Source organism: Streptomyces polyasparticus, from assembly GCF_014493765.1.
In the GTDB taxonomy this organism is placed as follows: domain Bacteria; phylum Actinomycetota; class Actinomycetes; order Streptomycetales; family Streptomycetaceae; genus Streptomyces; species Streptomyces polyasparticus.
In genome coordinates this window covers 1-20,736 of the sequence record NZ_JACTVJ010000035.1, presented here as the reverse complement: position 1 = coordinate 20,736, position 20,736 = coordinate 1, and the positions used below count along the sequence as shown (strand labels likewise).

General features: G+C 70.6%; 19 protein-coding genes. 16 read left to right on the top strand and 3 right to left on the bottom strand.

Translation table 11 applies throughout. The annotated features are described in order from the left end of the window. Positions 1–78 precede the first annotated feature (78 nt). Entirely contained in the window at positions 79–3,060 is a 2,982-nt protein-coding gene (locus H9Y04_RS47875) for a helix-turn-helix transcriptional regulator (RefSeq protein ID WP_187819566.1), read from the top strand. Here the strand turns inward: H9Y04_RS47875 and H9Y04_RS42165 are convergent. Further along, positions 3,034–3,447 (bottom strand): ATP-binding protein, encoded by a 414-nt coding sequence (locus H9Y04_RS42165; RefSeq protein ID WP_187819565.1) that lies wholly within the window; start codon positions 3,445–3,447, stop codon positions 3,034–3,036. The genes H9Y04_RS47875 and H9Y04_RS42165 overlap by 27 nt on opposite strands. A 178-nt stretch (positions 3,448–3,625) precedes the next feature. On the opposite strand from H9Y04_RS42165, the gene H9Y04_RS42160 reads away from it, so the two are divergent. From H9Y04_RS42160 to H9Y04_RS42120, 9 genes are all read left to right on the top strand, one after another. Continuing rightward, positions 3,626–4,471: a helix-turn-helix domain-containing protein gene (locus H9Y04_RS42160; RefSeq protein WP_187819564.1), complete on the top strand. Its 846-nt coding sequence runs from the start codon at positions 3,626–3,628 to the stop codon at positions 4,469–4,471. Between the two features lie 14 nt (positions 4,472–4,485). After that, complete coding sequence (locus H9Y04_RS42155) at positions 4,486–4,872, top strand: DUF397 domain-containing protein (RefSeq protein ID WP_187819615.1); 387 nt, start codon at positions 4,486–4,488, stop codon at positions 4,870–4,872. A gap of 97 nt (positions 4,873–4,969) precedes the next feature. Continuing rightward, positions 4,970–5,623, top strand: coding sequence for an LppU/SCO3897 family protein (locus H9Y04_RS42150; protein WP_187819563.1), 654 nt, complete (start codon positions 4,970–4,972; stop codon positions 5,621–5,623). Positions 5,624–5,925: 302 nt separating this feature from the next. Then, on the top strand, positions 5,926–6,234 hold the full coding sequence (locus H9Y04_RS42145) for a DUF8827 family protein (RefSeq protein ID WP_187819562.1): 309 nt from the start codon (positions 5,926–5,928) through the stop codon (positions 6,232–6,234). A 205-nt stretch (positions 6,235–6,439) separates the two neighbouring features. Continuing rightward, complete coding sequence (locus H9Y04_RS42140; RefSeq protein WP_187819561.1) at positions 6,440–7,291, top strand: DUF8175 domain-containg protein; 852 nt, start codon at positions 6,440–6,442, stop codon at positions 7,289–7,291. Then, a complete protein-coding gene (locus tag H9Y04_RS42135) occupies positions 7,281–8,603 on the top strand; it encodes a hypothetical protein (protein ID WP_187819560.1) in 1,323 nt (440 codons plus the stop codon). The genes H9Y04_RS42140 and H9Y04_RS42135 overlap by 11 nt, the downstream gene beginning before the upstream one ends. Further along, positions 8,600–10,150: an SCO6880 family protein gene (locus tag H9Y04_RS42130; protein WP_187819559.1), complete on the top strand. Its 1,551-nt coding sequence runs from the start codon at positions 8,600–8,602 to the stop codon at positions 10,148–10,150. Before H9Y04_RS42135 ends, H9Y04_RS42130 begins: the two co-directional genes overlap by 4 nt. Before the next feature lie 46 nt (positions 10,151–10,196). Continuing rightward, positions 10,197–11,615 carry an ATP-binding protein gene (locus tag H9Y04_RS42125; RefSeq protein WP_187819558.1) on the top strand — a complete coding sequence of 473 codons (1,419 nt, stop codon included), beginning with the start codon at positions 10,197–10,199 and terminating at the stop codon, positions 11,613–11,615. A 13-nt stretch (positions 11,616–11,628) separates the two neighbouring features. Beyond that, positions 11,629–13,272, top strand: a complete 1,644-nt coding sequence (locus tag H9Y04_RS42120) for a P-loop NTPase family protein (protein WP_236072117.1) — start codon at positions 11,629–11,631, stop codon at positions 13,270–13,272. Positions 13,273–13,357: 85 nt separating this feature from the next. Here H9Y04_RS42120 and H9Y04_RS42115 read toward each other — a convergent pair whose 3' ends face one another. After that, positions 13,358–14,023, bottom strand: coding sequence for a TetR/AcrR family transcriptional regulator (locus H9Y04_RS42115; RefSeq protein WP_187819557.1), 666 nt, complete (start codon positions 14,021–14,023; stop codon positions 13,358–13,360). Between the two features lie 78 nt (positions 14,024–14,101). Between H9Y04_RS42115 and H9Y04_RS42110 the strand changes: the two genes are divergently transcribed. Both H9Y04_RS42110 and H9Y04_RS42105 read left to right on the top strand, forming a co-directional pair. After that, on the top strand, positions 14,102–15,622 hold the full coding sequence (locus tag H9Y04_RS42110) for an MFS transporter (protein ID WP_187819556.1): 1,521 nt from the start codon (positions 14,102–14,104) through the stop codon (positions 15,620–15,622). 84 nt (positions 15,623–15,706) lie between these two features. Next, positions 15,707–16,285: an NADPH-dependent FMN reductase gene (locus H9Y04_RS42105; protein ID WP_187819555.1), complete on the top strand. Its 579-nt coding sequence runs from the start codon at positions 15,707–15,709 to the stop codon at positions 16,283–16,285. Here the strand turns inward: H9Y04_RS42105 and H9Y04_RS42100 are convergent. Next, positions 16,282–16,827 (bottom strand): GNAT family N-acetyltransferase, encoded by a 546-nt coding sequence (locus H9Y04_RS42100; protein ID WP_187819554.1) that lies wholly within the window; start codon positions 16,825–16,827, stop codon positions 16,282–16,284. The two genes, H9Y04_RS42105 and H9Y04_RS42100, sit on opposite strands and share 4 nt — an antisense overlap. Before the next feature lie 147 nt (positions 16,828–16,974). Between H9Y04_RS42100 and H9Y04_RS42095 the strand changes: the two genes are divergently transcribed. Genes H9Y04_RS42095 through H9Y04_RS42080 form a run of 4 tightly spaced genes read left to right on the top strand, consistent with a single transcriptional unit; the run spans position 16,975 to position 20,635 of the window. Beyond that, the gene (locus H9Y04_RS42095) at positions 16,975–17,895 is read left to right on the top strand and encodes an ABC transporter ATP-binding protein (RefSeq protein WP_187819553.1); all 921 of its coding nucleotides are present in this window, start codon (positions 16,975–16,977) and stop codon (positions 17,893–17,895) included. Continuing rightward, positions 17,892–18,695 carry an ABC-2 transporter permease gene (locus H9Y04_RS42090; RefSeq protein ID WP_187819552.1) on the top strand — a complete coding sequence of 268 codons (804 nt, stop codon included), beginning with the start codon at positions 17,892–17,894 and terminating at the stop codon, positions 18,693–18,695. The genes H9Y04_RS42095 and H9Y04_RS42090 overlap by 4 nt, the downstream gene beginning before the upstream one ends. Positions 18,696–18,719: 24 nt before the next feature. After that, positions 18,720–19,967, top strand: coding sequence for a sensor histidine kinase (locus H9Y04_RS42085; RefSeq protein ID WP_187819551.1), 1,248 nt, complete (start codon positions 18,720–18,722; stop codon positions 19,965–19,967). Beyond that, positions 19,967–20,635 carry a response regulator gene (locus H9Y04_RS42080; protein ID WP_187819550.1) on the top strand — a complete coding sequence of 223 codons (669 nt, stop codon included), beginning with the start codon at positions 19,967–19,969 and terminating at the stop codon, positions 20,633–20,635. The genes H9Y04_RS42085 and H9Y04_RS42080 overlap by 1 nt, the downstream gene beginning before the upstream one ends. The last annotated feature ends 101 nt before the right edge of the window (positions 20,636–20,736 follow it).

Below are 20,736 nucleotides of genomic sequence, written 5' to 3'. Positions count from 1 at the left end.
CAGAAGGGCCCTACGGGTGTACGACCAGGCTGTCAACACCCCGTTCCCGTCGGCGCCGCCGGTCCCTATGCTCGGTGCGTGACGCCCGATTGGCCGCTTACCGGCCGCTCCGAGCACTTACGTACCATCGCGGACACACTCAAAGGAGGCCGCTCTCCCGCCGGGACCGTCCTGATCGGACCGCCGGGGGTCGGCAAGACCCGCCTCGCCGCGGAGGCCGTGGCCGAGGCTGCCCGGCGCGGGGCCTTGACGCACTGGGCGGCCGGCACGCCCGGCGCCCGCGCCGTCCCGCTCGGCGCGTTCGCCACCTGGGCCGTGCCCGTGGACACCGGAGCGGCCGAGGCGCTGTACCGCACACGGCAGGCACTGTTCGAGGGAGCGGACCAGGGCGGCCACCAGGGCTCGGGCCAAGGCGCGGGTCGGGCCGCGCCCCGCCGCCGGCTCGTCCTGGGCATCGACGACGCGCAGCTCCTCGACGACCTCTCGGCGCTCCTCGTCCAGCAGTTGGCGCTCGAAGGCGCGGCCGGCCTGGTCCTGACGGTCCGCTCCGGTGAGCCCGTACCGGAAGCGGTGGCGGGCCTGTGGCGGAGCGGGCAGCTGCGGCGGCTCGATCTGCCGCCGCTCGACCTGGCGGAGTGCGGACAGCTGCTCGCCGCGGTGCTCGGCGGTCCGGTGGACTCCGTATCCGCGAAGCGCCTCTGGCATCTCACGGAAGGCAACGCGCTGTTCCTGCGCCACCTCGTCGAGGGCGAACGGGCCACGGGCGGCCTGTACAAGGCGGCGGAGACCTGGCGCTGGAAGGGCGTCCCGATGGTGACGCCCACGCTGGTCGACCTGATCGCGGCCCGCATGGGTGAACTCCCGGACCCCGTACGGGAGATCGTCGACTATCTGGCACTCGGCGAGCCTCTCGACATCCGGCTGCTCGCCCGCCTCGTGCCGGCCGGCCCGGCGGACCCGGTCGAGGCGGCCGAGGAACGGGGCCTCGTCACGGTCACCGAGGACGAGAACGGCCGGCTCAACGCCCGGCTCGCCCACCCCCTTTACGGCGAGGTCCGCCGTGCCGGGCTCGGCACCCTGCGCGGACGCCGGCTGCGCGGCACCCTGGCCCGCGCCCTCGACCCCGGCAGCACCCTGGCCCGCGCCCTCGACCCCGGCAGCACCGTGGCCCGCGCCCTCGACCCCGAGCGTGCCGACGGACGGCGCGGCCCGTACGGCGCGCTCCGCACGGACAGCATCAGCGGCACCGGCACCTGGGAGGAGCCCACCGCACCGCGCCTGCGCCGCGCCCTGCTCCGCCTCGACTCCGACCTGCCGCCCGACCCCGGCCTCTCCCTTCGCTCGGCCCAGCAGGCGGCACTGCTCGCCGACATGCCGCTGGCCGAACGCCTCGCCCGCGCCGCCCTCACCGGCGGCGCCGGATTCCCCGCCCAACTCGTGGTCGCCACGGCCGTCGCGGCACAGTCCCGTACGGAACAGCTCGCGGCGGAGCTGGAGGAGTTGACCCGCCTCGCGCGCACCGACCTGGAGCACGTCCAGGCCGCCGTGCCCCAGATCATGGGGCTCGCGCTCATCGCGCAGGACCCGGCGGCGGCCCACGACGCGCTCACGGCGACTGCGGCCCGGCTGCGGGACCCGGTGGCGCACTGCCACCTTGCCGGGATCCGGGGCTACTTGGGGGTACTGGCCGGGGGGTCGCGGATGTCGGGTGGGGCTACGGGGTTGTCGGGTGGGGGCCCGGAGTTGTCGGGCGGCACCTCGGCGCCGGTCACCGGGACCCCGGCGTTGTCAGTGGGCGCCGATAGCCTTGAAAGGGCTCGGCCCCCGGGCGGGAGGGTTATGTCCACCTTCGGGGACACGGCCGCCCTGCGCGACGCCGACACCGCCGCACAAGCCGACCAGCCCGAGCCCCTCCTCCTCGCCCACCTCACCCGCACCATCGCCCACGCCGTCGGCGGCCGCGGCGGCCCGGCGCGGGAGGCGGCCGGCCAGGCGCGCGCGGCGCTGGCCCGCTCCTGGCAGCTCGGCTATCTGCGCACCCCGCTGTCGCTGGCCGAGGTCGTGGGCGCGTGGCTGTCCGGCCGTACGGGCGAGGCGGTGGCGCTGGCCGAGTTGCACCGCGAGGCGGAGGCGGCCGTCCCGTTCGGGCCCGAGCGGTCCCACTGCGTGCTCGGCGAGGCCGTGCTCGAACAGGGCAGGACCGCCGACGCCGAACACCTCCTGCGCGAAGCCGTGGACGGACTGCGCGAGCACGGCACCGCGGGCGGCTTCCTCCAGTTCGCCCTGGTGGCCCTGGCTCGCGCCCGCGCGCTCCTCGGCCGGCGGGACGAGGCACGGCACACCCTCACCCAGGCCGAATCCGTGCACAGTCCCGTGTTCGCGGTGCGCGACCCCGAGCTCTGGGTGACCCGCGCCTGGGTGGCGGCGGCGGAGGGCGCCCTCAGCGAGGCGGTCGCGCACGCCCGCACGGGCGCCCAACTGGCCGCCTCCCGACACCATTTCGCGTACGAGGTGTGGGCCCTGCACACCGCCGTACGCCTCGGAGACGCCCGCCGGGCCACGGCCGACCGGCTCGCGGAGCTGGAACTCCAGGTGGGCGGCCCCGCCGCACAGGGCGCCGCCCGGCACGCCCACGCCCTGGCCGACGACGACGGCGAGGCCCTGCGCGCCGCGGCCCTGCTCCTCCTGGACGGCGGCGCGCCCGCCGCGGCCGCGGACGCGCACGCGCAGGCGGCCGACGCCTTCCAGCGCGCCGGGCGTTCGGGCTCGGCGGGCACGGAGGCCGCGGCGGCCGACCGGCTCGCGGCCGACTGCCAGGGGCTGCGCACCCCGGCCCTGCTCGCGTTCGCCCGCCCGCTCCCGCTGACCCGCCGCGAACGCGAGATCGCCCTCCTCGCGGCGGCGGGCCTCACCAACCAGCAGATCGCGGATCGGTTGACCCTCTCCGTCCGCACGGTCGAGGGCCACCTGTACCGGCTCTCGGCCAAGCTCGGCGTGACCAGCCGCGCCGAGTTGGCCCGCGTCCTCGACCCCTCACGGGCGAACACACTCCGCCCATAGGTATTTCCCGGGCTCCTTGAGCGCGTACGCCCCGTACCGGTCGGCGCACGCCTGCACGAGCAGCAGCCCGCGCCCGCCCTCGCGCTCCGGCTCGCCTGGTACGGGTACGTCCGCGAAGGGGGGCGGGATCTCGGGGTTGGCGTCCCACACGCCCACGCGCAACCGCCCGTCGGGCCGCTCCCCGATACGGAGGGCATACGGCCCGTCCGCGTACAGGAACGCATTGGTCACGAGCTCACTCGTCAACAGCTCGGCGGTGAGGCTCAGTTCGGCGAGATCGTGGGTGTGGAGGATCGCGCGAAGGGTTGCGCGGGCGATTCCCGGCGCCCGGGGGTCGTGGGGCATTTGGAGCGTGTACGCCCAGGGGGGCGGGGTTACGGTTGGCATGGCGAAGTCTCCTTTGGTTGGCGTGAGTTGGGTCCGGTGGCTCCGCCACGGCGTCCCGTGGTGCACTTCCGGCTATCGGCCTGACCGTTAAGGTAGCGATGCCGAGTTATCGCGTTAACCGAATCCCGAGATATGCATTATCTGCCACTCGTGTGGGTGACCAGGAGGCACGTAGTCCGTGAGAAGCAACCCGACGGGCCGCCAGATCCGATTCGGCGCCGAGCTGCGGAGACTCCGCGAGCGCGCCGGACTCACGGCGACGGATGCCGGTCAACTCCTGGGCATCAAGCAGAACCAGGTCAGCAACATGGAGGCGGGTCGCGTCGGCGTGAGCGCCGAGCGCCTGCGAACCCTGGCACGCCATTACGTATGCTCCGACCAGGAATTCGTGTCCGCACTCGTCGACATGACCGGGGAGCGCGGGCGCGGTTGGTGGGAGGAGTACCGCGGCATCCTGTCCGCAGGACTACTCGACCTTGCCGAGGTGGAGCACCACGCCACACGACTGCGCACGGCGATCACCGCGCACATTCCAGGCCTGCTTCAAACCGTCGAACACGCACGTGAAGTGTTCCGGCAGGTGGTACCCGTGCTTTCGCCACCCGAGATCGAGCATCGCGTTTCGTTCCGCATCAAGCGCCAAGCCACCCTGTACGGCGACACCCCCACGCCGTACCAGGCGATCATCCACGAGGCCGCACTGCGCATGCAGTTCGGAGGGCCCAAAGTGGCTCGCGCCCAGCTCGACCACGTGCTGAGCGCTGGGGAGCGCGACAACATCACCATTCAGGTCATCCCATTCTCAGCCGGAGCGTTCCCCGGCTCAGGACAGTCGATCTACTACTCGCATGGCCCCGTACCGCAGCTGGACACCGTTCATCTCGACCAAGTCCACGGCCCGATCTTCCTCAGCGATGGGACGCAACTCGCGGAATACCAGGCCCTGTTCGGGCGGCTGGAGGAGATGGCCCTCAATCCCGCCGAGTCCCAAGACTTCATCCACAGCATCATTCGAGAACTGTGAGGTAGCCCATGCACATGCATGCCTGGCAGAAGTCGTCGCACTGCGGATCTGGCGACTCCTGCGTACACGTCGCGAGCACACCGCAGAAGTCGTCGTACTGCGGGGAGGGCGAGTCCTGCGTACACGTCGACGCCGCCCCCGGCACCATCCATCTCACCGAGAGCTCCGACCCCACCGGGGCCATAGTCCGCACCACCCCCGCAGCCTTCAGCGCCCTGATCCAAGGGATCAAGGCGGGGCACCCGACAGGCGGCCCGCTCCGCGTCGACGCCGAGGGCGACACCATCCGCGTACGAGACCAGGCCGCACCGGACACGGTGATGACCACGAGCGCCGGCCGGTGGCACACGTTCGAACTCGGCGTACGGGACGGCGAGTTCGACCACTTCGCGACTCCCTGATCGCAACCCGGCAACAGTTCCCCCGCGGACCGGGACAAGTGGACCCCGCGCCGCCACAATCGGCGCGTCGACCACGACCATCCCAGGGGGGAACCCAATGGCGCCGCAGGTCATACCCATCACGCTGACTCCGCAACAGGCGGCCACCGGCGTGACGTTCACGCTGAACGACCGGGGCACACCGATCCAGATCCAAGTACCCCCGTGCCGGAACGGCGACATGATCCCGGCCTACCTCGCCGGCAACCAGGTGTTCCTCAAGATCGTGGTCGGGAACCAGCCCGGCGCCGCGAGGACCAGGCCCGCCTGGGGCTGCTTCGGCGCCCTGCTCGTCATCGGCGCCCTGGTCGTCGGCGGCCTGATCCTGGTCACCAAGGACGACGACGACCCCGCCGACGCCAAGGGCGGCACCACCACCCCGCCGGCCACCTCCGCGCCGGCGACCCCGGGCACCGAGACACCGACCGAGAGCGCTCCCCCGGACCCGTTCACCGAAGGCACCTGCCTCAACGGGGAGCTGCCGGACTCGGACACCCCGCAGGACGCCAGCGGCGTCGAGGAAGTGGAGTGCTCCGCGTCCGACGCGCACTACAAGGTGATCCAGACCTTCCCGTTCACCTCGGACATGAGCTCCTGCGACGCGAACCCGAAGACCGAGTACGCGTACTCCTCACGCCAGACCCTGAACGGCGCGACCATCAACGAGTACGTCTACTGCCTGGTCGGCCTCGGCTCGTACGCCCGCAGCTGACGTGACCGCGAGGTAACGAGGCACACGCGAAAAGGGCACGAGATCCAGCATCACGTCAGCTCATTGCCCCACGTCACCGCCCGTGATACACAGAGTGACCATACGGAACGCCGTATACCGCCCGGATCTCCCCAGCACATGGAGCGCCGGGCGGTATTCGTCGGTCCGGCACGCCTCCGGGACAACTCTGGCAACTGATGGCCGTAAGTCGACATGCGCCGGGCAAATCTCGGAGACAATGACTCCTGGCCTCTGCGCAGCGGCAGGGGGTGCGGAACTACCCACAAGGGGCGGTGAGTTACATGCTTCTGGCAGCCGAAAAGGGCGACATCACCACGATCATCGGCGGGATCGCCCCTGACTGGGGGCCTTTCGGGAGCCTGGGCGGCGAAGCCCGCGTGATGATCGAGGTCGTGATGGCGATCGCCATCCTGATCTGTCTCGGCATCGCGATCTGGGGCGCGGCCAAGCAGCGCATCGGCGCGACGGCTCTGCGGGACACCTTCAGTGCCGAGCAGGGCAAGGGTCTGATCGTCGCCGGCCTGACGGGCGTCTTCATCATCGGCTCGCTCGGCACGCTGTTCACGATCGTGTACGGGATGGCCGTCTAGACGCCTTCCCCGTACCCGAGTTCGCCGTAGCCGACCGGGGCACCACCGACTGTTCCCGGCCACCTTTCCATTCGTCCGTCGTGCCCACCGGCTGAGGTTGCGTCTCCCTGATGTCCAGTCAGTACCACTCCGCGTACACGCGGCGACCGGCACGGCTAACGTCGTACTGCGCGGTTCGGCAATCGGTTGAGGGGGCGTACGCGTCATGAGTCCTGTCGGCGGTTACGACGACGATCGTCCCGGTCCCGAGGACGAGCTCTTCTACGGCGGTACGGGGACGACGCGCACGCGCCTGCCCGACGGCTCCGGCGACGGATACGGCGCTCCCCGCCGTGCTGCCCGCCCTTCTCGGTCACTGGTGACGGTGGTCGGTGTCGTGGTGCTCCTGATCGCGGCGATTGCCTTTGCCAATCAGGGTGGTGGCGATGCGGACTCCTCGGGTTCGGGTGGTTCGCAGGCGGGCTCGAACCCGACGGCTCCGTCAGGCGAGGACCCCGTCAAGGATCAGAAGGCCGGCATCCCCACCGGGTACGCGCACAACGCGTCGGGTGCGCAGAGCGCGGCCACCAACTACGGGGTCGCGCTCGGCTCCGCCGAGATGTTCGACGCGGGCCGCCGCACGGAGATCGTCGACACGGTCTACACCCGCGCAGTGGCGACCGCGCGCAAGGGCGACCTCGACAAGGCGTACTCCGACAAGGACTTCCTCGGCCGCATCGGCCTCCAGGCCGATGGCACGGCGCCGAAGGGGATGACCTTCATCTCGCGCGTCATCCCGGTGGGCACCAAGACCACCAAGTACGGGGGCGACTCGGCCACTGTCGAGCTCTGGTACTCCTCCCTCTTCGGTCTCGCCGGCGACGGCTCCGAGCACCCGGTGACGGAGAGCTGGTACACGACGACGTACGAGATGAAGTGGGAGAACGGTGACTGGAAGGTCGCCGACTTCGAGCAGAAGGACGGGCCCGTCCCGGTCGGGAAGGACCAAACCGCCTCCACCGCGAAGGACATGGCCGAAGCGGTCGAGGAATTCGGAGGGTTCACGTATGCCCGCTAACCACCGCCGCCGGACGTTGACCCTCGCCGCGGTCGCCGTGGCCGCACAGACCGCGGTCTTCGGTCTGGCCACGCGCGCCTTCGCGGCGCCCACACCGCAGCCGACCGACGATCCTTGCGAGCTGATCCGAGGCCCCGCCAAGGAGTACTGCGAAAACGGCCGCTCCGGCTCCGGCGACGCCCCCAAGAACCCCGCCGACGACGCCCTCAACACCCTCGACCCCCTCTCCTCCCTCGCCAAGGGCTGTGCCGACGCCGCCTCCTGGACAGTCGACAAGCTCAGCGAAGCCGTGTCCAAGACGGCCGAAGTCGACTTCACCAACGACAAGTTCCTCCAGAGCTATGCCGTCGTCTTCGCCGCCTCCACCATCCTCACCTTGCTCCTGTGGCTGCTCGCCGTGGCCAAGCGGGCCGTACGAGGCGTCCCCCTCACCACGGCCATCGGAGAGGCCATCGGCTTCCTCTGGCTCACGGTCCTGGCCTCGGCCTTCACACCGCTGATCCTCTACACGATCGTCTCCGCCACCGACGGCATCACCGACGTCATCGCGAAGTCGACCGGGAACCAGACGGACACGTTCTTCGGGACCTTCTCCGAGGCCCTGAAGAAGGGCGAGGACATCGGCGGCGGGCCGATCATGCTGATCGTGGTCTCGCTCGTCAGCATCCTCGCCGCGGGAATCCTCTGGCTCGAACTGGTCATCCGGGCCGCCCTGCTCTACGTGGGCGCGCTGCTCGGCACCGTGGTCTATGCGGGGCTCGTCGACAAGAACCTCTGGGGCCACGTACGGCGCTGGGCCGGGATCATGATCGCGGTGATCCTGGTGAAGCCGGTCATCGTCATCGTGCTCGGGCTCGCGGGAGCGCTCAGCGACGAGGACGGGCCGAACGCGTTCTCCGCCGTCGTCTCCGGGCTCAGCATCATCCTGCTCGCCATCTTCGCCAGCGGGATGATCTACCGCTTCGTGCCCGGCTTCGGCGACGAGATCGCCGCGGGCCGCAACAACCGCATCATGCAGGGCGCCGAGGGCAAGGCCGCCGCCGTGATCTCCTCGCCGGCCGCCCTCGTCTCGCAGGGCATCAAGACCCACAGCTCACGCGGCCGTGGCGGGGACGGCGGCGGCCAGCAGCCACGCCCCGCCAACCAGGCCTCCGGGGGCATGGCCGCGCACAGCAGCCGCGGATCGGGCGGCGGCGGAACTGTCCCCTCCGCCGCACCCCCACCCCGTTCGACCCCCGGCACGGGCACCCACAGCTCGCGCAGCACCACAGCAAGCCGCACCAGCAACCGCTCGGGAGGTGAAGGGCGTTGACGACCCAGTCCCATACGGTCACGCCCCGCCGCACCTATCTCATCGGCCGCGCCCGGCCGAACGCGATCATCGGCAAGAACCGTGAGACCGGCGAGATCGCACTGATCATCGTGGGCGCGTTCCTCGGCATGATGTGCGGGCTGCTCGTGCCCGTGCTCAGCCTCAGGATCGTGCTGCTCATGGGCTTCCCCATGCTCGCGCTCTCCGCGGTGTACGTCCCGTACAAGGGCCGGACGTTCTTCAAGTGGTTCGAGATCAACCGGAGTTACAAGCGCACCCTGCGCCAGGGCACCGCCTACCGCTCGGGCGCGCCCGAGGCCGGTGTGCGGATGGACGGGCGCGAGGTCGAGGTCGGACCGCCGCCGGGGATCGGCCGGATCACCTGGCTCGCGGCGCCCTTCGGACCCGACGAGATCGCCGTGCTGCTGCACGCCGACCGCCGTACGGTGACGGCCGCGATCGAGATCGAGGGCCCGGGCGTCGGGCTGCGGGACTCCGAGGACCAGGAGGCCCTGGTCGACCGCTTCGGCACGCTGCTCAAGCACGTGGCCAACGGCGACGGCTTCGTCACCCGCCTCCAGATGCTGGCCCGCACCCTGCCCGCCGACCCCGACGCCCACGCCAAGGACGTCGCCGTACGCGGGGACGAGAAGGCGCCGGTGTGGCTGCAGGACTCGTACGAGCAGCTGCAGTCCATGGTGTCCACGAGCAGCGAGCAGCACCGCGCCTACCTCGTGGCGTGCATGCACTACAGCCGGGAACTGGCCGCCGAGGGCGCCGCGATGGCCCGCGCGACCCGGCCGCTCGCGGGCCGCAAGGTGGACAAGGACGCCGGGCTCGCAGTGGTCATGGCGCGTGAGCTCACCGACATCTGCTCGCGGCTGCAGGAGGCGGACATCCGCGTACGGCAGCCGCTCGGGCAGGGGCGGCTCGCCTCGCTCGTGCACTCGATGTACGACCCGGACCACCCCATCGACCACATCCAGGCCATGACCAAGCGCAATGCCTGGCCGGCTGAGCTGGACGCCCGCGAGGCCACGTATCTGATGGCGAAGACGCGGGAGTCCTCGACGCGCGCGCCCTGGTGCCATGCGACGGCCTGGGTGAAGGAGTGGCCGATGACGCCGGTCGGGGTCAACTTCCTCGCCCCGCTGCTTGTCCACACCCCCGACGTCATCCGGACCGTGGCCGTGACGATGGATCTCGAGCCCACCGAGATCGCCATCGAGCGGATGCTGACCGAGAAGACGAACGACGAGGCGGAGGCCTCGCGTCAGATGAAGATGAACCGGACCGTCGACCCCCGCGACATCGCCGCGCACTCCCGTCTCGACCAGCGCGGAGAGGACCTCGCGAGCGGTGCGGCGGGCGTCAATCTCGTCGGCTACATCACTGTGTCCGCCCGCAATCCCGAAGCGCTGGCCAGGGACAAGCGGACCATCCGGGCCTCGGCCGGCAAGTCCTATCTCAAGCTGGAGTGGTGCGACCGCGAGCACCACCGGGCCTTCGTCAACACCCTGCCGTTCGCGACCGGCATCCGCCGCTAGCCGTCATCAGGCGAGAGCCGCCGAGCCGTCGTAAGGGGCCCAGCTCATGCGAGATCCGCTGACCGCGATCACGGACGCGTTCACCTCCTTCCTCTTCGGCAAGGTGGAGACGACCCGTCTGCCCGTGCGCACCTCCACCGGCCAGGCCCAGGCCGTCTACCTCCCGACGGCCGCCCCCGGGCTCGGCGACTCGGGCGTGATCATCGGGCGCGAGGTGTACTCCGGCAAGGGCTACATCTACGACCCCTTCCAGCTGTACGGGCAGCAGCTGCCCGCCCCGCACTGGCTGGTGCTCGGGGAGTCCGGCAACGGCAAGTCGGCGCTGGAGAAGACGTACGTCCTGCGGCAGTTGAGGTTCCGCGACCGCCAGGTGGTCGTGCTCGACGCGCAGGGCGAGGACGGCGTGGGCGAATGGAACCTCATCGCCCAGGAGCTGGGCATAACTCCGATCCGGCTCGACCCGACGGCCGCCCTGGACATGGGCATCCGGCTCAATCCGCTCGACCCCTCGATCACCACCACCGGTCAGCTGGCCCTCCTGCGGACCATCATCGAGGTCGCGATGGGGCACGGGCTCGACGAGCGCTCGGGCTTCGCGCTCAAGGTCGCGCACGCCTACGTCAACGAGACGATCGTGGAGCGCCAGCCCGTCCTGACCGACATCGTGGAGCAACTGCGCCACCCAGAGCCGGAGTCGGCCGAGGCGATGAACGTCGCCCTGGAGGACGTACGGGCCTGGGGCCTGGACGTGGCCCTGGTCCTTGACCGTCTGGTCGACGGTGACCTGCGGGGCATGTTCGACGGTCCGACGACGGTGGGCATCGACCTCGACGCCCCGCTGATCGTCTTCGACCTGTCGCACATCGACCGCAACTCGATCGCGATGCCGATCCTGATGGCGATCGTGGGCGTGTGGCTGGAGCACACATGGATCCGGCCCGACCGCAAGAAGCGCATCTTCCTGGTGGAGGAGGCGTGGCACATCATCAACTCGCCCTTCGTGGCGCAGCTGTTCCAGCGGCTCCTGAAGTTCGGCCGGCGCCTCGGTCTCTCGTTCGTCGCGGTGGTGCACCACCTGTCGGATGTGGTGGACGGCGCGGCGGCGAAGGAGGCGGCGGCGATCCTCAAGATGGCCTCCACGCGCACCATTTACGCCCAGAAGGCGGACGAGGCGCGGGCCACCGGAAGGGTTCTCGGTTTGCCGCGCTGGGCCGTGGAGATCATTCCCACGCTGACTCCGGGCATCGCGGTGTGGGACGTCAACGGCAATGTCCAAGTCGTCAAGCATCTCGTTACGGAGATGGAGCGGCCGCTGGTGTACACCGACCGCGCCATGACGGAGTCGTCGGTGGAGCAGGAGAGTTCCGCGTCGGAGGAGCTCCTCGCCGCCGAACGGGAGGCGGAGGAACGGGCGTTGGCCATGGAGTACCAGATGGGTTCGTCGTCCGAGTCCACGGTGGCGTGAGAGCGGTGGCTTGATGCGGTACGGGCATGAGCGGGGGTATCACCGGGAGCGCAGACCGGATCCCGGTGGGTCCGGGTCCGGCGGCATTCCCGACGGGCTGCTCCTGGGTTTCCTCGGCTTCGTGCTCGGTCTCTCCGTCCTCGTGTGGACGGCCACGGGGCTCGCGGGCCTCTTCGCGCACGGGTCCTGGCCCTCGGGTGTGACCTTCGGGCGGACCCCGCTGGCGATAAGGCACCTGGTGGCCAAGCCGCACGACGTGGCGGGCGCCTGGCCCACCACTCCGGCTGCGGAACTCTCCGGATACGGGCTGTTCTGGGGCCTGGTGATCGGCCAGGCGATGATCCTGGTCGTCCTGACGGTGTTCGTCATGGGCACGTGGACGCGGTGGCGTGCGGTGCGGGCGGCCCAGCGGGCGTCGTCCAAGGCGTCCACCGATGGGGCCTCCACCGCGGGGGCGTCCACCGATGGGGCGGCCTCCACCGCGGGGGCTTCCGCGCCTCCCGAGTCCTCCGCGCCCACCGCCTCCACGCACCCCGAGTCCTCCGCGCCCACCCCCTCCGCTTCCCCTGCCTTCTCCGGGGGCATCGAAGTGGGTCCGCGCACTTCATCCCGCGACGGAGTCGCGGAGCACCTCGCGCCGGAGGCGCCACGACCCGCGGCGCCGCAGGCGCCCGAGACGCTGGTGCCGGAAGCACCGGCCCCGCAGGGACCGTCGGCCCTCCCACGGCAACGCCAGCCGCTGATCCTGGGCGGCCCCCGGACCCGTAAACCCCTGGCCGTACAGGCCATCCAGGACGCCGAGGGCGCAGCCGTCATCGTCACGAGCGACCCCACGGTGTGGGAGGACACCAAGGACGCCCGGGCCAAGCTGGGCCCCGTCCTCCTCTACGACCCGGGCCACCTCTGCGACACCCCGGCCCGTATGCACTGGAACCCCGCCGTCGGCTGCGAGGACAAGCAGACCGCCAAGCAGCGCGCCGAAGCGCTGCTCGCCCCGGTCCGGCCGACCGCCAAACTCGACGCGGCCACCGCCGCCACCGCAGAAACGCTGCTGCGCAGCTATCTGCACGCCGCCGCACTCGACAGCCGCGCCTTCAAGCACGTCCACCGCTGGGCCCAGGGCAGCAATGTCCAGGAGGCCGTACGCACCCTCCGTACGCACACGAAGGCCGCACCCGGCTCGGCAGGCGAACTCGAAGCCGAGCTCACCGCACACCCCGAACGACGTGACATGGCACAGGAGTTGACCGCCCGCGCCCTGTCCTCGCTCTTCTCGATCCACATCCGCGAGGCGTGCACACCGAACCGAACAGATGCCCTCACCCTGGATTCCTTCGCCGACGAAGGGGGCACGCTTTACGTGGTGGGTGAAGCCATCGAGGATCCACGGACGCAGCCCGGTGCCATGCCTTTGCTCACCGCACTCGTGTCGAGCGTGGTCGAGCGCGGCCGGCGCATGGCCGAACGGTCATCTGCCGGTCGCCTCGACCCACCACTGACTTTGGTCCTTGACGATGTCGCCGCGGTGGCTCCGCTTCCCCAGCTCCCGGAGCTGCTCACGCCCGGCACGGAGCACCAGGGTCTGGTGACACTGGCCCTGCTCCGCTCCCGGGAGCAGGGCCGCTCACGCTGGCCGGACGCCGAACTGCCCGTATAGCCGGACGCCGGACTGCCCATATAGCCGGACGACGAACTACCCGTACAGACAGAGGACTTCACCCCACCGGCAGAGGACGTCACCTCTAGGACTGCGGCTTCCCGTACAGCCCCAGAAAGAGCTCGACCCCTTCGCGTACGAGCCGCTCGAAGACTTCGGGTTCCAGCGGCAGCGCGCCCTGCGCCGACTCGGTCTGCACGGCGCCCGCCGTGAACAGCGCCCAGTGCCGCGTCGCCCGGTCCGCGTTCTCCTCGTCGATCGCGAGCAGCCCGGCGCGGCCGGCCTCCAGGAGGTGCCCGCGCAGCGCCGCCCGCGTCGCCTTCGGCCCGATCCGCTGCCATTCCCGCAGCACGTCGAGCGGCAGCCGGCTGGCCTCGGCAATGATCTGCCGTACGAGGGCGAAGTGCTCGGGATGCGTCTCGGTGCCCCCGACCCACTCGACGGCGAGGTCGTACAGATCCGCCTCGGGGTCGCGGAACTTGTGGAAGTGCCGCTCCAGGAGCGCCTGTTGAGCCGTGGTCACCGCGACCGAGCTGTCCATTAGGACCGCGCGGAACAGCCCTTCCTTGTCGCCGAAGTGGTTGTAGAGCGTACGGCTGGAGACCCCGGCCTCCGCGGCGATCGCGTCGATGCTCGCCCGCGTGTAGCCGTCCCGTCCGAAGACGGCACGCGCGCCCTTCAGGATCGCTTGCCGCTTCTCCAACATCCCCTTGCGCAGAGGCTTCTGCTCGGTTTCGCCCTGCTTCGCCATGCCAAACCTCAACCTAGCTTGACCCGAAAATTACAATGACCGTTGTAATCACTACAACGACCGTTGTAGTTTATCGGCATGCCAACCGCAGCGCACGCCCCGGCGCACAGGGGCAAGACGACTCTGGCCGTAGTCCTCCTCGGCCTCTTCACCCTCCCGATGGCCATGTCCGGCACCACCGTCGCCCTGCCCAGGATCGGCGCCGACCTCGACACGAGCGGTGCGGCACTGAACTGGGTGGTCACCGGCTACTTCCTGGCCGCCTCCTCCTTCATGCTCGTCGCCGGCTCGCTCGGCGATCTCTACGGCCGCCGCCGGCTCTTCTCGCTCGGCGCGCTGGTCTACACGGTGAGCACCGTCGCCTCGGCCGCCGCCCAGAACATCCTGCTGCTCGACCTCGCCCGCATCATGGTCGGCGTCGGTGCCGCCGGAGTGATGGCCACCGGCACCGCCCTGCTCGCCACGATCTTCGAAGGCCCCGCGCGCACCAAGGCGTTCGCCCTGGTCGGCACCACCGGCTCGGTCGGCGTCTCGCTCGGCCCTACCGTCTCGGGCGCGATCGTGGACAGCCTCGGCTGGCGCGCCACCTTCCTCGCCTACGCGGCGGTCGGTGCGGTCATCCTCATCGGCTCGGCCGTCCTGCCCGACGCACGCGCCGAGGTGCGCCCCAAGGTCGACAAGGCGGGCGCGGTCGCCTTCATCTCCGGCCTCGCGCTCACCCTCTTCGCGCTCACCCAGGGCTCCGCGCAAGGCTGGACGGCACCGGCCACGCTGCTTCCGCTGGCCCTGGGCCTCGGCCTGCTCGTCACCTTCGTCCGCATCGAGCGGCGGATCTCGGCCGCCGGCGGCCGCCCGATCCTCGACATCTCCCTCGCCGGCAACCGCCGGTTCATCGCCTGGCCCCTCGGCTCCTTCGCGCTCGGCGTCGGCATGACCGGAACCATGATCTTCCTGCCCACGTACCTGCAGGGCACCAGCGGCTACAGTGCACGCGAAGCCGGGCTCGTGCTGCTCTTCCTGAGCGTCCCGATGGCCGTGCTGCCCCAGCTCGGCGCACGCCTCGCCAACCGCGGAGTGCCCCCGCGCACCCTGCTCCTGACCTCCCTGGCCCTGATCGCCACGGCCAACCTCTGGCTCGGCGCGGCCCTGCACCCCGGCATCGGGGCGGCCGAACTCGCGGGCCCGGTCGGCCTCCTGGGCTCCGCCATCGGCCTCTCGCTCGGCATCATCGACGCCCACGCGCTGACGATGGTCGAGCCCTCCCGCACGGGAATGGCCTCGGGCTTCCTCAACACGGTCCGCGGCGGTACGGGCGCGGTGATGCTCACCGTCTTCGCCACCGTGCTCATCGCCCTGCTCGAAGCACGTACGGGATCGGCCGGGACGGCGGGACGCATCTCCTCGGGTGTCTCCCAAGGTGCGCTCCAGGCGGCGCAGTTCACCGAGTCGATGCGGCTCACGCTGTGGGCGGTGGCGGGACTGGTCCTCGCACTGGGGCTGGTCGTGGGGGTGCTTACCCGTTCCGGCGGCACGACCGCCGACCGTACGAAGACCGACCCGGCGCCGCCGGCGAAAGCCACAACCCTGCAGACTCGCTGATCACCGCTCGTATCCACGGCCCGGAGCCTCAACTGTCCGGATATCACCCACACTTGACACATTTGCCAAAGAGGAGCTTCATCCATGTCCACCACGCCCTACCGCCTCGCCGTGATCATCGGTTCCACCCGTGACGGCCGCTTCGGCCCGACGGTCGGCCAGTGGTTCACCGCGCTCGCCGAGGAGCACTCGGGCGCCGAGCTCGACATCATCGACGTGGCCGGCCTGGAGCTGCCGGCCTGCCACCCCGACTGGGGCACCGAGCGCACCCCGGCCCTGGCCGATCTCGCGGCCCGGGTCGAGGCCGCGGACGCGTACGTCGTGGTCACCCCGGAGTACAACCACAGCTACCCGGCCCAGCTGAAGCACTTCATCGACCTGCACCGCACCGAGTGGAACGCCAAGGCGGTCGGCTTCGTCTCGTACGGCGGTGTCTCCGGCGGTCTGCGCGCGGTCGAGCACCTGCGCCAGGTCTTCGCCGAGGTGCACTGCGTGACCATCCGCGACGGCGTCAGCTTCCACAGCGCCTGGGACCACTTCGGCGAGGACGGCAAGGCCCACGACCCGCAGGGTGCGGCGGGCGCGGCCAAGACGATGCTGGACCAGCTGGACTGGTGGGCCCAGGCGCTGCGCACGGCGCGCGCGGAGCGCCCGTACAACTAGGGCTTCGCAAGCACCATTTCGTACTCCAGCTTCGAGGGGTCGCTCTCCAACGGGACGACCCCTCCGCTGCGTTCGAAGCCGATCTTCTTGTACGCGGCCTGCGCCCGGTGGTTGTCCTGGTGGACGAAGAGCCGCGCCCGCTCCACGCCCTCGACCGTCCACGACCACTCGGCCGCGGCCTCGAAGAGACGCTGCACCAGGCCGCGTCCGCGGTGCTCGGGGTCCACGTAGACCCCCACGAAGTGCGCACCGGTCACCGGCAGCACCACACCGAAGAAGTCCTCCCGGCCGGCGTGCTCGATGATCGACACCGTCGCCCCGACCCAGATGCCGTGCTCGTCCACCGCCACGAACTGGCGCCCGTCCAGGCCGTGCGAATGGCCGGCGGCTCGGTCCTGCCAGAACTGGTCGGGCCGCGCGTTCGCCGCCTCGTACGTCTCCAGGTAGGCGATGGGTGCGGCGGGGTCCTGCAGCGCCTGCAGGCGCAGGTCCCTGACCTGCTCCCACTCGTCGGCCCGTACCGCGCGTATCTCGTAGCTCATACGGTGATCGTCGCCGCAGGTCACGACTGCACGCAAGGGGGTATCCCCCGGTGCGACGCGGCTGTCGTACCGGGGTACTAGAACCGCCCGCCAGATGCCGTCCCCGGTCCGACGGAACGGCCCTTGGCGCTCCGTAGCGTCATCTCCATGATTCGAGCCAACGGACTCACCAAGAAGTACGGCGACAAGACCGTCGTCGACGACCTGAGCTTCGAGGTCAAGCCCGGCACCGTCACCGGCTTCCTCGGCCCCAACGGCGCCGGCAAGTCGACCACCATGCGGATGCTGCTCGGCCTCGACACCCCGACCCGCGGCACCGCGACGATCGGCGGGCACGCCTACGCGGACCACCCCGCACCGCTCACCGAGGTCGGCGCGCTCCTGGAGGCCCGCTCGGTCCACCCGGGCCGCAGCGCCCGCAACCACCTCATGGCCCTGGCCCTCACCCACGGCATCCCGCGCTCCCGCGTCGACCACGTACTGGACCTGGCCGGCATCACCGAGGTCGCCGCCAAGCGCGTCAAGGGCTTCTCGCTCGGCATGGGCCAGCGCCTGGGCATCGCGGCCGCCCTGCTCGGCGACCCGGCCACGGTGATCCTGGACGAGCCGGTCAACGGCCTCGACCCCGAGGGCGTGCTCTGGATCCGCAACCTCCTCAAGTCCCTTGCCGCCGAAGGCCGTACGGTCCTGGTCTCCTCGCACCTGATGAGCGAGATGGCCCTGACGGCCGACCACCTGGTCATCATCGGCCGCGGCAGGCTCCTCGCGGACACGACGGTGGACGCCTTCGTACGGGAAGCAGGCGCCGCCTCCGTCAAGGTGGTCACCCCGTCGGCCGGCGAGCTCGCCTCGCTCCTGGCGGGCCCCGCCGTGACGGTCACGTCCGAGAGCACCGGCACGCTCACCGTCCAGGGCGTCGACGCCGAGCACATCGCCCGTACCGCCGCCGCCCACGCCATCCCGGTCTTCGAACTCACCCCGCAGGCCGCCTCGCTGGAGCAGGCCTTCATGGACCTGACCCGCGACTCCGTCGAGTACAACGCCACCGTGAAGGGACACGCAGCATGAGCACCGCCACGATCGCCCGGCAGACCCGCACCACGTCCTCCTACGCCGTGACACCCGTACGTGTGCTGCGCTCCGAATGGCACAAGTTCTGGACGGTCCGCTCCACCTGGATCACCCTGCTGTCCTCGGCGGTCCTGATCATCGGCCTGGGGCTGCTGGTCTCCGCCAACTACGACACGGGGAGCCGGGAGTTCGTCGACCCGATCGGGATCGGTCTGGCCGGCACCCAGATCGCCCAGATCTCCCTGCCCGTCCTGGGCGTCCTGATCATCGCGGGCGAGTACACGAGCGGGATGATCCGCGCCTCGCTCACCGCGGTGCCCCGAAGGGTCACGGTCCTGTGGGCGAAGGCCGCCGTCCTCGCGGCCATCGTCTTCCCGCTGACCCTGGTGACCTGCCTGATCGCCTACCCGCTCGCCCAGACCTTCCTGGCCGGCACCGACCAGGAGGCGGCCCTGACCGACCCCGGTGTGCTCACGGCCGTCCTGGGGATGTCCGCCGGCATCACGGCCCTGTCCGTCTTCGCCCTCGGGCTCGGTGCCGTGCTCCGCTCGGTCGCGGGCGGCATCGCGGCCTTCGTCGGCGGGATCATGATCCTGCCCGAGGTCATCTCCATGATCCCGATCGACGCCGTGGACACCGCCATCGAGTACTTCCCCGTCCAGTCCGCGGGCAATGTCGCCGCACTCGACCCGATCGCGGGCGCCCCGTCGCCCGCCGCGTCCCTGATCGCCCTGGTCCTGTGGGCGGCCGGCTCGGTCGCCGTCGCCGCGTTCTTCCTCAAGCGCCGGGACGTATGACCTGCCGTGGCAGAGGATGATCCCGTGACCAATCAGCACAGAGAGGGTGTCCGCGGCGCGGGCACCCTCTCGTCCACCCGCCCGCTGCGTCAACTCCTGCAGTACCTCCGCGCCTTCGACCGGCGCAGGCCCTGGGTGTGGGACCTCGCCGTCACCCTCTTCTGGGTGGGCGCCGCCCTCACCGACTACGCGAGCAGCGGCTGGCGGATGATCGCCCAGAACCTGGACGTGCCGGACTGGCAGCTCCTGGTCATCAGCCTCGGCTTCACCGTGCCGCTCTACTGGCGCCGCCGCCACCCCATGGGCGTCCTGCTCGCCACCGCGCCCTTCGCGCTGGCCAACGGCTGGACGGGCGCCATCCTGCAGGCCCACTTCGTCCAGCTGGCCGCGGTGTTCAACCTGGCCGTGCACCGGCCGCTCAAGCAGCTGGCACCGGCCGCCGTGGTGGTCCTCGTCCCGCTCATCCCGGGCGCCCTGCGCTATCCGCTCGCGGCCTGGGACGGCTCCTTCGGCCCCGCGGTCTGGGGCTTCATCCTCTCCGCACTCCTGGGCATCGCGGTCCGCTCCCGCATGGAGCACCTCGCGTCCCTGGTCGACCGCGCCCACCGCCTCGAGATCGAACGCGACCAGCAGGCCCAGCTGGCCGCCGCCGCCGAACGCACCCGTATCGCCCGCGAGATGCACGACATCATCGGCCACAATCTCTCGGTCATCACGGGCCTTGCGGACGGCGGCGCGTACGCGGCGAAGAAGAACCCGGAACGCGCGGTCCAGGCCCTGGAGGCCATCGGCACCACGAGCCGCGGCGCGCTCGCGGAGCTGCGCCGCCTCCTGGACGTCCTGCGCGAGGACTCCCCCGCCGCGGACCTGGCCCCGGCCCCGGCGCTCTCCGACCTCGACTCCCTCGTCGAAGGCGTACGTGCGGCAGGCCTGCCCGTCCGTGTCTCGGTCCAGGGTTCCCCGGCGGACCTCCCGCCCGGCCTGGAGCTCAGCGTGTACCGCGTGATCCAGGAGGCTCTCACCAACACCCTGAAGCACGGCGGCCCTTCGGCCACGGCCGAGGTCGTTCTCTCGTACGGAACGGACGAGGTCACCGCGACCGTCACCGACACCGGAAAGGGCGGGACACCCTCCGACGGCGGCCGCGGCCTCGCCGGTATGAAGGAGCGAACTTCCCTCTACCAGGGCACACTTGAGGCCGGACCACAGCCGGCCGGCGGCTGGCGGGTCCACCTCCGTATCCCGGTCCCGCCCCTGGAAGGCCCCGCATAGTGACGACCGTGCTCATCGTCGACGACCAGCCCATGCAGCGCTTCGGCTTCCGCATGCTCCTGGAGAGCCAGGACGACATGACGGTCGCCGGCGAAGCGGCCAACGGCGCCGAAGCGGTACGCCTGGTCTCCGAACTCCGCCCGGACGTCGCCCTGATGGACATCCGCATGCCGGGCCTCGACGGCATCGAGGCCACCCGCCGTATCGTCGCCGCCGGCGACCGCACCCGCGTCCTGATCCTCACCACGTTCGACCTCGACGAATACGCCTACGCAGGTCTACGGGCCGGAGCCTCGGGCTTCCTGGTCAAGGACGCCCAGCCGGAGGAACTCCTCGCCGGCATCCGCGCCGTGGCCTCCGGAGACGCCGTGGTCGCACCGAGCCTCACGCGCCGGCTCCTTGACGCGTACGCGGAGAAGCTGCCGGCACCGGGAGAGACGGACGCGCTCGCACAGGACGCACGCCTGGCCCAACTCACCGACCGTGAACGGGAGATCCTCACGGTCATCGGCCAGGGCTGGACCAACACGGAGATCGCCGAGCGCTTCCATCTCGCGGAGTCGACGGTGAAGACGCACGTGGGACGCATTCTGGCGAAGACGGGGTCGCGGGACAGGGTCCAGGCGGTGATCCTGGCGTACGACACCAAGCTGGTGAAGCCGTCCTGAAATACAAAAAAGCCCCCGCACATTGTGCGGGGGCTTTTCTTTAAAATTAGTTCGGCGGCGTCCTACTCTCCCACAGGGTCCCCCCTGCAGTACCATCGGCG